Source organism: Aequorivita nionensis (assembly GCF_046352995.1).
GTDB lineage: Bacteria > Bacteroidota > Bacteroidia > Flavobacteriales > Flavobacteriaceae > Aequorivita > Aequorivita nionensis.
This window is the reverse complement of the sequence record NZ_CP130281.1, coordinates 3,360,972-3,374,470: the sequence shown is the minus strand read 5'-3', so window position 1 is coordinate 3,374,470 and position 13,499 is coordinate 3,360,972. Positions and strand designations below refer to the sequence as shown.

Sequence of the window (13,499 nt, the reverse complement as noted above, 5' to 3'; positions counted from 1 at the left end):
TTAAATGAGCATTGAACATTGAGCATTGAACATTGAGCATTGAACATTGAGCATTGAACATTGTTTATTGATAGTTTCGTTCGCCAAAAATTGCACTGCCCACGCGCACCATGTTACTGCCGTTTTCAATAGCAATTTTATAATCGCCGCTCATCCCCATACTGAGAATTTTTAATTCTGTCCCGAAGTTTCGGGATTGAATTCTGAATTGGTCATATATTTTCTTCAATTTCTGAAATTCTTCCGAAATCTGCTTTTCATCATCCGTAAACGTTGCCATTCCCATCAGGCCAACAATTTTTACATTTTGAAGTTTTTTTAGCTCTTCCGATGAAAGAAGTTTTGCGGCATCCGCTTCGTCCATTCCAAATTTGCTGTCCTCTTCCGCAATTTTTATCTGTAGCAAACAATTGATGGTACGATCGTTTTTTTCGGCTTCTTTATTGATTTCTTTTAAAAGTTTCAGGCTGTCCACCGCGTGTATCAAACTCACGAACGGTGCCATATATTTCACTTTGTTGCGCTGCACGTGGCCAATCATATGCCATTCTATATCCTTTGGCATTTCCTGCCATTTGGCTTCCATTTCCTGGATTTTATTCTCTCCAAAAGCACGCTGACCTGCGTTGTAGGCCTCCATCAAATCACTAACAGGTTTGGTTTTGGAAACAGCTATCAACGTAACGTTATTGGGCAGTTCTTTATTAAATTTTTTTAAATTCTCTGAAATAGTCATCTTTTCTCTTTTTCTTTCTTCTTTTTTCAGAATTCGTAAATAGTAACGCCGCTTCTAAGCTTCGGCTCAATATAAGTGCTTTTTGGGGGCATTTTTAAACCTTCGTCAGCAATCATTTTCATTTCTTGTGTGGTTACTGGCAATAAACCGAAACCAACTGCAAACGCACCTGAATCTACAACGGTTTTTACGTACGCCAAGTCTTTTTTTCCGTGGGAATATTCTATGCGCTGATCGTTTCGGAGGTCTTCAATTCCCAAAAGCGGTTTCAAGATGGTTACGTATAAAATATGGGTGTCTAGCGCATCCAACGCGTTTTTTATTTCATATTTCGTTTTGCGTAGATATAATGAATAAAATTCGCCATCCAAATACATACTGAAATGATGCAATTTTGAAGGTTTGTAATATTCCATCCCACGATTTTCTATTCGGAAATATTCATCCAATTTTATTAGAAACTCTTGCTTTTCAAGTCCATTGAGATCTTTTACCAAACGGTTGAATTCGTAAATTTTCAGATCGCTTTCGGGAATAAGGTAGCTCATAAAAAAATTATAAGCTTCTTCACCTGTATGGTTTGGGTTTTCTTCCTTTAAATCTTTCGCCAATAAATAAGAAGAAGCAGACCGGTGATGACCGTCAGCAATGTATAATGAAGGCATTTCACTATAAATCTTCTGTATTTTTTGAACTAACGCTTCGTTGTCCACGTTCCAAACATAGTGCGTGTCTCGATAGGTTGTGGTGAATTCATATTCGGCACGGCTTTGCATTACCTTATCTATTATTGCTTCCAGTTCCTGATCGTCGGGATAGGTGAGGAGCACGGCTTCTGCATTAAAACCAACTGTTTTTAGGTACTCTTTAAATATTATCTCTCGAAATTCCAGCGTGTCCTCGTGCTTTTTTATAACATCGTCCTCATAATCCTGAACACTTGCAGCGGCTACAATTCCATTGAATTCGAGTCCATCCCGGTTTACAATTTTATAAATATAGAATGAAGGTTTTTCGTCCTGTATAAAAATGCCATCTTCTTTAAATTCCTGATAACGGTTTCTGACAAGGCCATAACGTTCTTCGCCCGAAATTTCTTTTTGATATTTATAGCCAGGGTTCACAATGTGCAAAAAAGAAAACGGATTGTCCCGCAAGCGCGACTCTACTTGCATTGCCGTATAGCTGTCATAGGAACGTGCTGCAAGAAGACTCACTTTGTCCCGCGTTGGGCGGACGGCTTTAAAGGGGATTATTTTTGCCATTTATTTAATGTTCAGTGGGAAGTTGTAACTGTCAGCTTACCAGTAAATTATTTCGAAAACATTTTGGAAACATCTTCTGCTTTTCGGTTTTGGCTGTAGTCGTAAAAACCTTCACCACTTTTTGCTCCTAGTTTTCCCGCCATTACCATATTTACCAATAATGGGCACGGAGCATATTTTGGGTTTTTAAAACCTTCATACATCACTTTCAAAATAGAAAGACAAACATCAAGCCCGATAAAATCTGCCAAGGCCAAAGGCCCCATTGGGTGCGCCATGCCGAGCATCATCACGGTATCAATCTCCTTCACGCCAGCAACGCCGTTATAAAGTGTTTCAACAGCTTCGTTTATCATTGGCATCAAAATACGATTTGCCACGAAACCTGGGTAATCATTTACTTCCACGGGAACTTTGTTCAGTTTTTTTGAAAGCTCTTCCACCGTTTTAAAAGTTTCCTCACTTGTGCTGTAACCCTTAATGATTTCAACCAATTTCATAATCGGCACGGGGTTCATAAAGTGCATCCCAATGACCATTCCCGGGCGTGAAGTTACCGAAGCAATCTGCGTGATGGAAATAGAGGAAGTATTGCTGGCGAGAATTGTATCATCCGGACAAAATTTATCCAGATCACGGAATATTTTCAATTTTAAATCTACGTTTTCCGTTGCTGCTTCCACGACCAAACTAGCTGATTTCACGCCTTCTTCAAGATTAGTATAGGTTGTTATGTTTTTAAGGGTTCGTTGTTTGTCGGCTTCTGTAATTGTTTCCTTGGCAACCATTCTGTCCAAATTTTTGGTGATAGTCGCTAATCCTTTGTCGAGCGATGTTTGTTGAACATCAATCAGTTGTACTTTATAATCAAATTGTGCGAAGGTGTGGGCTATTCCGTTGCCCATTGTTCCAGCGCCTATTACTGCTACGTTTTTCATTTTTTATTTAATTTGTTTTTTCAATAAGTTTTTTTCCATGCCAAGGACAGTAGTCCCAATTTCCGTTCAACAGTTCTTTATCAAAAGGGCAGGTCTTTTTTTCAACTAATGAACCAAGTGGTAATTTATAGTTGAAATCCTCTTTATTTACATTTATTGTAATTTCTCCTTTCTGATATGGTCCAGCTATAATATTACCGTTATCGTCTATGTTTTTAAAAACATAAAAATTCATTTTTTCGCCGAATTGACCCAACATATTTTTCATAGTAGGCTTTATCATTTCTAATAACGTAAATAGCTCTTCATTTCCTTCGTCCTGTTCCATAGGAGCGAATTTTTCTCCATCTATGTTTGAAAATGAAATTGCAATATCATTGCTTTTTAAACCTCCATAGAGCTTGATGTCAACATCTACTACAGAAACAACAATATAATCTTTCAAGATATTTTTTATTTCGTTCTGGATTTCCACGTTGGAATATTTTGAATCGTTCAAAGCAACATCCCAATATTCCTCTGGAATCCACCAAACTTGCTTTAGGTTATCATCTGTTTTTTGGGTAATTATTAAATCATTTACCAATTCAATAAGGTCAACCTTATCACTCTTCACTTGAGCGTAAAACTGACTGGAAAACATTAGAAGGAAAAATACAGAAAGAACGCTTTTCATTTATATTTTTTTGAAATTTTCAATAATCAACATTGCAACACGAAGGGCTTCCGTTCCTTGCATAAGTGAAACTTCAGGAGTTCTATCAGCTTTTATGGCTTCATAAAAACTTTCCAACTCGTCAAGTATAGCGTTGTTTGTTTCTATTTTTGGGTTTTCGAAATAGATTTGTTTTTTTATGCCTTCCGCATTGGTTAAAACCATTGCGAAATCATCAATTTCAGCGGGCGCATTCTTCATTTTTACTACTTCGCATTTCTTCTCTAAAAAATCTACTGAAATATATGCATCGCGCTGAAAGAAACGTGCTTTCCGCATTTTTTTAAGTGAAATTCTACTTGCGGTAAGATTTGCCACGCAACCGTTTTCAAATTCAATTCGGGCATTTGCAATATCCGGAGTTTCACTAATTACCGAGACTCCACTTGCACTTACAGCTTTTACGGGACTTTTTACAACGCTTAAAATAGCATCAATGTCGTGGATCATCAAATCTAAAACCACAGAAACGTCCGTTCCGCGCGGATTAAACTCTGAAAGGCGGTGCGTTTCAATAAACATCGGATTTTGAATTTTATCTTTAATCGCTTGGAAAGCAGGATTAAAACGTTCCACTTGGCCAACTTGCCCGCGTACTTTCATCGCTTTTGCCAAATCTCGTATTTGCTCAGCCTGCGCAACTGTTTGTGTTATTGGTTTCTCAATAAAAAGATGCTTTCCGGCTTTTATTACTTTTTCGGCACATTCAAAATGTGCGCTAGTGGGTGTTACAACAACAACCATATCACTAGCATTTATAAGGCTTTCCATGGATGGAAAACTTTTGTAGCCGAATTCAGTCTGTATTTTTTCCGAAGCTTCTTTGCTGGCGTCATAGAAACCCACAAGTTCATATTTTGTGGATTGTTGCAGCAATTTCAAGTGTATTTTTCCTAAGTGTCCAGCACCCAGAACTCCCGCTTTTAGCATTGGCGTGTGTTTTTCACAAATGTAAGGGTTTCGGGGGAAAGTTTAAAAGTTGAGGGGTTTAAAAGTTTATGTGTCGGTGAGTCTATGAGTCGATGGGTCGATGAGTTTAGGAGTTTACAAGGTTTAGAGATTTAAAAGTTTAACTTAACCTCGACTCTTAACGGGAGGGTTTGGTTTTCTTTGTGGAGGGCAGCGTTATACTTTTGAATTTTGTTTTTTGAATTTTATTTGGAATTTGATGCTTGAAATTTGGTGCTTAATAAGCTAATTTGGTTACTTTGTAAGTCTAATATCTCAATACTCATATCTCAAATCTGAACAAAGTGAAAGATACATTTACTCACCAAGGAATGCGCAAAAAATTAGTTGAAACCCTTATAAAGAAAGGGATTTCAGATAAAAATGTTTTGCAGGCCATAGGCAAGATTCCAAGGCATCTTTTTATGGATTCTGGATTTGTGGGACATGCTTATGTGGACAAAGCTTTCCCGATTGCTGCGGACCAAACAATTTCCCAACCATATACCGTTGCAAGACAAACAGAGCTTTTGGGGGTAAAGAAAGGAGATAAAATCCTAGAAATAGGAACGGGGAGTGGTTACCAAGCTGCAGTGCTTTTGGAAATGGGAGCAACCCTTTATACAATTGAAAGACAAAACGAACTTTTTAAAAAGACAAAATTGTTTCTTCCAAAACTTGGTTACAAGCCTAAACGATTAATTTTTGGCGACGGTTATATTGGACTTGAAAGTGAGGCTCCCTTTGATGGAATTATTGTAACCGCTGGAGCACCTTTTGTCCCAAATCCATTATTGGCGCAGTTGAAAATTGGGGGAAAATTAGTAATTCCCGTGGGGGAAAATGTGCAAATAATGACTGTCTTTTTACGTAAATCTGAGACTGAATTTGAAAAAGAGGAGTACGGTGAATTCCGTTTTGTGCCTCTTTTAGAGGATAAAAACTAACGGTTTAGATAATATACTTCATTGTTTTGGTTATCAGGGTCTTTTACACCTCGTCTTGGAATAAATCCATGTAGTTTTAGTAGCTTTTTTGAGGGAATATTCCTATAATCTGTATAAGCTTCGATGGTTTCAAAGCCTCTTTGGTTGAAGGCAAAATCCAATACTGCTTTTAGTGCTTCGCTCATAATTCCCTTGCCTTGAAATTTTGGATCGAGGTCATAACCCACCTCTGCCTTTTTTTTGTCTTCTGAAAAATTCCAAAGACAAATGTTGCCTATTAATTCGTTAGAATCTTTAGTGGTTATTCCCCAACTAATGCCCTTGTCCGTTTTTAAATTGGCATTTAATAATTGGATATGGGCTATTGCCATCTCGGGCGTTTGCGGTGGTCTCTTTATGTATTTATTGATTTCTTTGTCTGAGCGGAAGTAAAAAACCCTTTCGGAATCTGTTGGTACAACTTTCCGAAGGCTTAAGCGATCTGTTGTTATTATAGGGAAGGGTATTGCCATAATATTTTTTCTTTATATCCTCTGTGCCTCTCTGGTTTTAAATTTAACACAGCGTCACAGAGTTCAAAGAGGATTTAGTTGTTTTTCAAAAATTTAATCAATTCCTCAAAAGACTCCTTCGCGGCCTCTTCATCATATTTTAAAAGATAATGTTTCTTGCTGATGAAGGGAATGTAGCGATAGTATTTTCCTTTTTTCAAGCTTTCCACATCGTATCCGTGATAGGCATCATCATACACTTGGATGGTTGCATTTTCTGCAATCATATATTTTAAAATATCGTCAACTTTTACAATTTTATCCTTTCCGCCCGTCATTATCAACACTGGAACTTTTGGTTTAAGCTGAATTTCATAACCATTTGCAGGATAGAATAATGCAACTGATTTTAAATGAAGTTTTTTCAACTCATTTTCATCATTTGCCAAAGGAATTAAACCCAACCCAGCCCGCGACCAACCCACAATACTTCCTTCGGAATTGGGATCAATTTTCCCGTTCTGTTTTGCCCATTTTAAGGCTTCTTCAAGCGTCCAAAGTATTTGCGCGGGTTCTTCTTCGTCCACGTCTCTTTTGGACGCTTTATAGGCAGCAACATTATCCACCAACAAAACCGAAATGCCTTCGGCGTTCAGCTTTTCGGCTACATCGTAATAATGGGTTGTGTCTTTAAAAATTCGCAAACCTCCAGTTCCGGGAAGAAATACGGCCCATTTCGAAGCATCGTAATCCTTTGCTTTTTGAAAGTGGAAAAAGTCCGTCATCTTTGCGTCTTTTGGCACTTTCTGCATAGGAATGCAGCTTGTAAAGAGCGAAAAGACAAGTAATAATTTCAATATAGTTTTCATAGTTTTTTACATTAAAGACCCAAAAGATCCAAAAATTTCAGCCCGAAAATAAAGGCTCCGTCACTGCCGCCGTTGTAATAGGAACGCACATAATCTACGCGCAACAACCTGAATTTTCCGAAGCCGAGGTTATCTATACCTACGGAAATTTCGGAATATGGTTTTCTTTCTTCGGTGCTTAAAAAATGTGCGCCGGCTACCAAGTTGAGGTTCAACTGATTGATTCCGGGGATTTTTCCCAAAATCCATCCGCGGAAATCGTGTTCAATATGTCCTTCAAAATAACTTTTATTGGTACTGAAATCGTAATAGGGCATAAGGTTAAAAACATTGGTGTAGTTCGGCGAAGTGCCCACCCTCGTTTGGTTTCCGTTGAAATGTTTGTAATCTATAAAAGAAATGCCATCGCCATTTGCGAAAGTTCCCCCTTTCAAATTGTAATAAAACTGTCCCTTGTTTCCCAACGTAATGGATTGGTTCAAGCTGGCTTCAAACTGTGTATAATCATAGTGGCTTTCGGTAATCGCAGCGCCATTTTCCACCGAAATATTCAACTCTGGATATTTATCTACGCCAATATTGAATTTCATATCTGGGTTTGAAAAATACTTTTGGGCGAAGTTGATGCGCGCCCGAACTTTGCTTTTCACAATATTGTGTTCCGCAATTGCAGCATTGTTGAAATCGTTTGGAGCCAAAGGATTGTTGCTGGTATAACTTACATCGTCAAACGGAATGGTTACGTAATCTGTATTGTTGAAAAGCGGTTTTCGGTTTTCATAAGCTACGGCGGCATAAAGATGCAATCCATTAAAAATTTCTTGGCTATAACCAATTCGCCCAAAATTAAGCTCGTACAGCTTCATATAATTTCGTTCAAAGAAAAGTGTGGCAAAAGTATTTATCAGCGGCGAAATAGGTTCCGTATCGTTAAATTGGGCAACCTCGCTTCCTCCTGAAAGAGAGATTCGCAGTTTGTCGGTCCAATTAAAATTGCGGACCACATTCGCAGAAAACCGAAGCCTGTCCTCTGCAATACCGTAATCTGCGCGCACGGCTGCGGAAAGTGTGTTGGTCTGGTTGTCGTCATACCATTTGTAAAACGTCAGTCCAGCCTTGCTGTTCCAGCCTTGCACGGTGTTAAAATTTATTCCTTTCAGCGGACCTTCATAGCCGACGGACCATTTTTCAAAGGAATTTTTAAAAGTATATCCCGTGAGCAAACTTAAAACTCCGGGTTTGTTTGATTTTGCATCAATCGAGTCCAAATAGGGTTTTGAGTGGCGAAGGATTTGAATGCTATCCTTTTTAATGTAATCTCGCAACTCTTCATCCGTCAATGGCACGGGGCGGCTGCCTTTCCAAAAGAGACTGTCTTTTTTGTTGGCTTCGGCTTCAAAGGAAAGCACTTCATTTGTAAATGATTTTTTGGTGAATTCCGGCTTAAAATCATAATTGCTGTAAACAGCTATAAAACGCCCGTCGCCAGTAACTCCAAAAGCTCCAAAACCAAAATCTACAGTCTGTGATATTTTTACCCAAAAATCATTTCCGGTGTCGTATTTATAATTCTGTTTCACCGTTAAATTGCTCACAAACGGAACCTGAATTGCCGCTCCTGTTGTAGAAAGCTCCACGCCGTAAAGTTGCCAATCGTCTTCTACAATATAGAGATAGCCTTGCCAAACCCTGTCATTCGGGCGTTTTGGGATTACCTTTATTTTATTGATAAGTTTTGGGCCTTCGTAAAAAACGCCATCCAATTTATAATTGTAGTAGCTCAGTGCATTATTTGCAATAGGCGAAACCAAAGCGGCATTTAATTCAACAGTATTTTCATAAAACGAAATATTTGCACTCTGCGCGCTGTTGAAGCTGAAACCGTTATCGTTGCCGCTCACTTTGCTTGCAATAATCTTTTCGGTGAATTTATCGGGTTTTTGGTACGCTATTTCTGAAATGGTTTCCGAAAGGTAAATGATACCAGTTCTTGTAGAATCAAGCATTCCGTCAAAATCTCCCACTTCTTGGCCCATAATTTTTTCGGGAACGTTTTCTACATGCCAAAGACCTCTTGAGTAGAAATCTGCTGTATATTCGCTTAATTTTTCAAGGTTTTCCTTTCGTTGTGCAATGGTTTTGCGGATAATGCGGTAGGCGGGATCTTCGGAAGTATTTACAACAACTTCATCCAAGCTTGTAGTTTCTTCTTCAAGGGAAACATTCAAAATAAAAGGAAATGAAGTAGGTGAAACCGTTTTGGTGAGCGTTTTATAGCCCAAAAATTGAAACGTGATTTTATAGTCCTTCCTTTCAGAAGCAGTTAATGAATAATTTCCATCGTCATTCGTGGTCGTGCCAATGTAACTATTCTGAAGATAAATGTTTACGTAGGGCAGGGCCTCGCCTTTGGTATCGGTTACTTTTCCGACTATCTGGGCAGAAATGTTTGCTGAAAGAGAAAAAAGGAGAAGAATAAATTTAAAGCGCATGAAGCTGTGTCCGGTCGAGCGCAGTCGAGACCTTTTGATTGTTAATTGTGATAAGCAAGAAACCTCTCGACTGCGCTCGAGGGGACATTTTAACTTACGCAAAATACTAATAAAAAGATTTTGAATTTGTTAAAAAAGCGTTAGGACTTCCGCTGTGCGGAATTAATTATTAAAAGCCTTCTTAATCCTGCTGAGTTGCTTTTTGGAGTCGCGTTCTTTGATGACCTCCCGCTTGTCATATTCCTTTTTTCCTCGGCAAAGGGCGATATCTACTTTGGCCAGTCCTTTTTCGTTGGTGAAGAGTACTAACGGAATAATGGTGAGTCCGCTATTTTTTACTTCTTTTTCAAGTTTTTTCAGTTCACTGCGGTTCAATAAAAGTTTACGTTCACTTTTTGGTGCATGGTTAAAGTGTGTGGCGTGGCTGTATTCTTGAACGGTCATGTTTATAACAAAAAGCTCACTGTTGCTAAACTCGCAAAAACTTTCTGCAATAGAGGCCTTTCCTTCGCGGATGGCCTTTATTTCAGTACCGCGCAGCACAATGCCAGCCGTATAAGTATCGAGGATTTCATACTCAAACCTTGCTTTTCTGTTTTTTATTTTTACGGTTTTCTGAATTGCCATAGGTGCAAAAATAGAATGAATAATGAAGAATGTGCAATGTTTAATGAATAATTAATAATAGGGAAAGAATAAAGAATAATTTTACTCATTACTCATTACTCATTACTCATTACTCATTACTCATTACTCATTACTCATTACTCATTAAACATTACTCATTACTCATTACTCACTACTCAACTGTGATGGCCTCTACTTTTTTATCATTGCCGTTGATGGTAACTTTAAAAAGAGTAGAATTATCATCGTCGTCCATATCCTTAAATTTTTCTTCGCCAATAAGCTGGTTTACCAATTGTGGAATGGTATTGCTGTGGCCGGCTATCAAAACAGTTTTGTTGTTGGTTTGGTTTAAAAATTCTTCAGAATAGACTGTTTTAGGGTCATAGCGGGTAGGGGAAACCTGTTTTTGCTGGGCTATCAGCGAAACAGTTTGTTTTGTGCGGATGTATTTGGTTACATAAATTGCATCAATCTTAATGGGTTCAAAATAAGTGGCCCAACGTTTGGCGCGCAATAAACCGTCTATGTTTAGCGCAGGGTCTTGGTCTTTGGGGTCTGTGCGCACTTTTTCGGCGTGGCGTAATAAATAGTAGGTTGCTTTTTGATTTCTGGCAGGCGCCTCATTTGCAGTTTCTGTTTTTTGGCTGTCGCCTGTTTCTTCTTTTTTTTCATCTTTTTGTTGGCCGCAAAAAGTGAAAAATGGCAATAGTGTTAGCAATAGTATTAAATGCTTCATAGGTTGGTTTTTAAAATAACAGTTTTTAAGGGTTATTAGCAAAGTTATAACTAAAATGGACTATTCTTTAATATTTCATTATTATAAATGGGCGGAAGGGGGTGCTATCTTTACAAAACGAAAAAGAAAGATTAATTAATTTAAAACAAAAAAGCTATGAACGAAGATCAGTTTAAAGGAAAATGGAACCAAGTGAAAGGAAAATTCAAACAAGCATATGCAGACCTTACCGACGACGATTTAAAATATGCCGAAGGTAAATCTGATGAGCTACTTGGTCGCCTTCAAGAAAAGACAGGTGAGTCTAAAGAAAAATTGAAGGAAAAGATAGACAAGTGGTAATTATAAACTAAACTTTAAGTACCGCTTTATTTGAAGCCGGACCCCTTAAAATTTCAAGTTATTGAGATTTTAAGGGGTCTTTTTTTGGTTTCAGCTTTTTGAAGAAGATTCCTTTTCAGTCTTTGCGTTTTTTTATTAAATTTAGCACTCTCCCCATTAGCGGCTCCTGCCGCTTATAGTATATTGTATAATTTTTTTACTGATTACGTATGGCAAACATAAGCTACAACCAGATCCATGAAACGCTGGACGAGGCCACCATGGCGCTTATACTTCAAAAAATTCAGGAAATAAGGGAGCTGCTTCCCAAAGGCACTCTCACTGATGCGGAACGCAAACGCTACCGCGCGCTAGACGTGCGCAACCTGGCCTTTGTGGAAGATGTGGTGCGGCTCAAGAACGGCATTGGCGCGGGCATCTTGCCCCCAGTACTGCTCAACGATAACACAGATACAGACCTAAAACTATTTAAACAACTGCAAACCCTGCGCAGCCGCATAGACGGGCTAAACTATCTGCTGAAAGATGTGGAGCGCATCGTGGGGCACGAGGCCTACGGCACGGGGCTAGCGCACTATGGAATGTACAAGGTTACTGCAAAGGCGGGCATTCCCAACGCACAAAGCGCGATGGAGGAGTTGGCGTGGCGGTTTGAGAAGCAGGGAAAAAGGGAGAAAATGAAGGGCGGGCCAAAAGAATAATGAATTTTGTTAGCCTTAAACATACAGCTGTTAGAAATTGCCTAACACCCGTAAGGCTAAAACATACAGCTGTTAGAAACAACCTAAAACAAGTAAGTATAAAACATACACTTGTTAGAAAACACCTAACAAATGTAAGGTTAAAAAATACTTCTGTTAGAAAACACCTTACAAGTGTTAGGCTAAAACATACAGCTGTTGTAATTTATCTTACAAAAAATACTAATTAACTATAAAGACTACTAAAAATGAAAACACAGAAGAAATTAATACCTCCACATTTAGGGAATTTACTGAAAACCTATTATAAAACAAACCGCATTAACAAATCTGGGCTTGCGCGGGTAATGAACCGGAGCAGGGCGACCGTTCAAGATTATGAGGAGCGCAAGAGTTTGCAGTGCAATGTGCTTTGGGATATATGTGTGGCGGTAGAGCACAACTTTTTTGCAGACCTGGCCGCGCAATTGCCGCAAACCTACACCACAAACGTACCCGAAGACACTACCCAAGCCCAGCGTATTGCACAACTGGAGGAGGAAAACAAAATACTTGCCGGGCAGTTGGAGCTGCTAAAAGGAGTGATGGGGAAGGGGTAAATTTGTGTTATATTTGAATATAAACAATTAAACATATAATGGGAATAAATGCAATATTGTATTTATCCACATGTTGGGCGCAATTTAAAAAATCAATGAAAGTCAATAAAAAAAATACTTGATTGACTGATTTTATAAAAATCCAAAAATTAAATTTGTCGAATTAAATAAACCTAGACATTTTATGAGGCAATTCATTCAAAATAAATATTTTCTACTCATCTTTATTGCTATAATCTGGGGTTCTTCTTTTATACTCATAAAAAAAATACTACCAGTATTTGACCCATATCAAATCGGAGCCTTTAGGGCAGGATTGTCAGGCTTGCTTTTGTCATTTATTGGATTCCCAGCTTTGAAAAGAATGTCAAAAAAGGACGTTTTTTGGATTGCTCTATCAGGATTATTTGGTAACTTTTTAGTGGTCTTTATTTTTCCTATTGCACAACAAGGCGTAAGTAGCTCATTGGCAGGCATCATAAATGCATTAGACCCAATATTCACACTCGTTTTAGGAGCAATTCTGTTTGGAATCAGAAATAAAGTTATTCAATATGTTGGTGCAATAATTGGATTTATAGGTGCTATCATTTTAGTTTACTCTTCCAATTCAGAAAATGGCCAAAATCATCTTTATTATACGGTTTTATTAGTTATAGGTTCGGCACTTTATGCCGTAGCCGCACTCATTATTGAAAAAAAATTACATCACATAAAATCGACAGATATATCAACAGGTATTTACACTATTTGGATGGTGCCCTCTCTTTTTATTTTAAGTTTTTCAGGTTTTTTTACAGACTTTGATTACAGCCAAAATGAAACTTTAACGGCTCTAGGCTATTTAGTCTTTCTAACCGTCATTAGCACTACTTTGGTAATGTTTTTGTTTTTCAAGCTTGTTCAAGATACCTCTGCGGTTTTTGTAAGTACCATTTCACTTTTATTACCAGTAGTTGCGGTAATTTGGGGAATTTTGGACAAAGAGAAATTTACAGTTTGGTATGCAATCGGTGGATTATTAATTTTGATTAGTGTATATCTCATTAGAGAAAAGAAAAACAAATCATTGGGAAAGGAATAAAAACTG

15 protein-coding genes are annotated in these 13,499 nt (G+C 38.1%); 5 read left to right on the top strand and 10 right to left on the bottom strand.

Features of this window, described 5'->3' with window-relative positions; all coding sequences use genetic code 11:
* Window positions 1-64: 64 nt before the first annotated feature.
* Genes Q2U82_RS15520 through Q2U82_RS15500 form a run of 5 tightly spaced genes read right to left on the bottom strand, consistent with a single transcriptional unit; the run spans window position 65 to window position 4,584 of the window.
* Window positions 65-736, bottom strand: a complete 672-nt coding sequence (locus Q2U82_RS15520) for a YggS family pyridoxal phosphate-dependent enzyme (RefSeq protein ID WP_410005716.1) — start codon at window positions 734-736, stop codon at window positions 65-67.
* A 26-nt stretch (window positions 737-762) separates the two neighbouring features.
* Entirely contained in the window at window positions 763-2,001 is a 1,239-nt protein-coding gene (locus Q2U82_RS15515; RefSeq protein ID WP_410005715.1) for a DUF1015 domain-containing protein, read from the bottom strand.
* 47 nt (window positions 2,002-2,048) lie between these two features.
* Window positions 2,049-2,939: a 3-hydroxybutyryl-CoA dehydrogenase gene (locus Q2U82_RS15510; protein WP_410005714.1), complete on the bottom strand. Its 891-nt coding sequence runs from the start codon at window positions 2,937-2,939 to the stop codon at window positions 2,049-2,051.
* 7 nt (window positions 2,940-2,946) lie between these two features.
* Window positions 2,947-3,615, bottom strand: coding sequence for a hypothetical protein (locus Q2U82_RS15505; protein WP_410005713.1), 669 nt, complete (start codon window positions 3,613-3,615; stop codon window positions 2,947-2,949).
* Window positions 3,616-4,584 (bottom strand): Gfo/Idh/MocA family protein, encoded by a 969-nt coding sequence (locus tag Q2U82_RS15500; protein ID WP_410005712.1) that lies wholly within the window; start codon window positions 4,582-4,584, stop codon window positions 3,616-3,618.
* A gap of 323 nt (window positions 4,585-4,907) precedes the next feature.
* Between Q2U82_RS15500 and Q2U82_RS15495 the strand changes: the two genes are divergently transcribed.
* Complete coding sequence (locus Q2U82_RS15495) at window positions 4,908-5,549, top strand: protein-L-isoaspartate(D-aspartate) O-methyltransferase (protein WP_410005711.1); 642 nt, start codon at window positions 4,908-4,910, stop codon at window positions 5,547-5,549.
* On the opposite strand, the gene Q2U82_RS15490 is transcribed toward Q2U82_RS15495, so the two are convergent.
* The 5 genes from Q2U82_RS15490 to Q2U82_RS15470 form a co-directional block, all read right to left on the bottom strand.
* Window positions 5,546-6,061, bottom strand: coding sequence for a GNAT family N-acetyltransferase (locus Q2U82_RS15490; protein ID WP_410005710.1), 516 nt, complete (start codon window positions 6,059-6,061; stop codon window positions 5,546-5,548). The two genes, Q2U82_RS15495 and Q2U82_RS15490, sit on opposite strands and share 4 nt — an antisense overlap.
* Before the next feature lie 74 nt (window positions 6,062-6,135).
* Window positions 6,136-6,909, bottom strand: a complete 774-nt coding sequence (locus tag Q2U82_RS15485; RefSeq protein WP_410005709.1) for a dienelactone hydrolase family protein — start codon at window positions 6,907-6,909, stop codon at window positions 6,136-6,138.
* An 11-nt stretch (window positions 6,910-6,920) separates the two neighbouring features.
* On the bottom strand, window positions 6,921-9,401 hold the full coding sequence (locus tag Q2U82_RS15480; RefSeq protein ID WP_410005708.1) for a DUF5686 and carboxypeptidase regulatory-like domain-containing protein: 2,481 nt from the start codon (window positions 9,399-9,401) through the stop codon (window positions 6,921-6,923).
* A gap of 162 nt (window positions 9,402-9,563) precedes the next feature.
* On the bottom strand, window positions 9,564-10,028 hold the full coding sequence (gene smpB / locus Q2U82_RS15475; RefSeq protein ID WP_410005707.1) for an SsrA-binding protein SmpB: 465 nt from the start codon (window positions 10,026-10,028) through the stop codon (window positions 9,564-9,566).
* A gap of 172 nt (window positions 10,029-10,200) precedes the next feature.
* Window positions 10,201-10,767 carry a SixA phosphatase family protein gene (locus Q2U82_RS15470; RefSeq protein WP_410005706.1) on the bottom strand — a complete coding sequence of 189 codons (567 nt, stop codon included), beginning with the start codon at window positions 10,765-10,767 and terminating at the stop codon, window positions 10,201-10,203.
* A gap of 156 nt (window positions 10,768-10,923) precedes the next feature.
* On the opposite strand from Q2U82_RS15470, the gene Q2U82_RS15465 reads away from it, so the two are divergent.
* The 4 genes from Q2U82_RS15465 to Q2U82_RS15450 all read left to right on the top strand — a co-directional run bounded on the left by Q2U82_RS15465 (window position 10,924) and on the right by Q2U82_RS15450 (window position 13,493).
* Window positions 10,924-11,109, top strand: coding sequence for a CsbD family protein (locus Q2U82_RS15465; RefSeq protein WP_068760850.1), 186 nt, complete (start codon window positions 10,924-10,926; stop codon window positions 11,107-11,109).
* Window positions 11,110-11,318: 209 nt separating this feature from the next.
* The gene (locus Q2U82_RS15460; protein WP_410005705.1) at window positions 11,319-11,810 is read left to right on the top strand and encodes a hypothetical protein; all 492 of its coding nucleotides are present in this window, start codon (window positions 11,319-11,321) and stop codon (window positions 11,808-11,810) included.
* A gap of 248 nt (window positions 11,811-12,058) precedes the next feature.
* Complete coding sequence (locus Q2U82_RS15455) at window positions 12,059-12,409, top strand: hypothetical protein (RefSeq protein ID WP_410005704.1); 351 nt, start codon at window positions 12,059-12,061, stop codon at window positions 12,407-12,409.
* 184 nt (window positions 12,410-12,593) lie between these two features.
* Complete coding sequence (locus tag Q2U82_RS15450; RefSeq protein ID WP_410005703.1) at window positions 12,594-13,493, top strand: DMT family transporter; 900 nt, start codon at window positions 12,594-12,596, stop codon at window positions 13,491-13,493.
* Window positions 13,494-13,499: the final 6 nt, after the last annotated feature.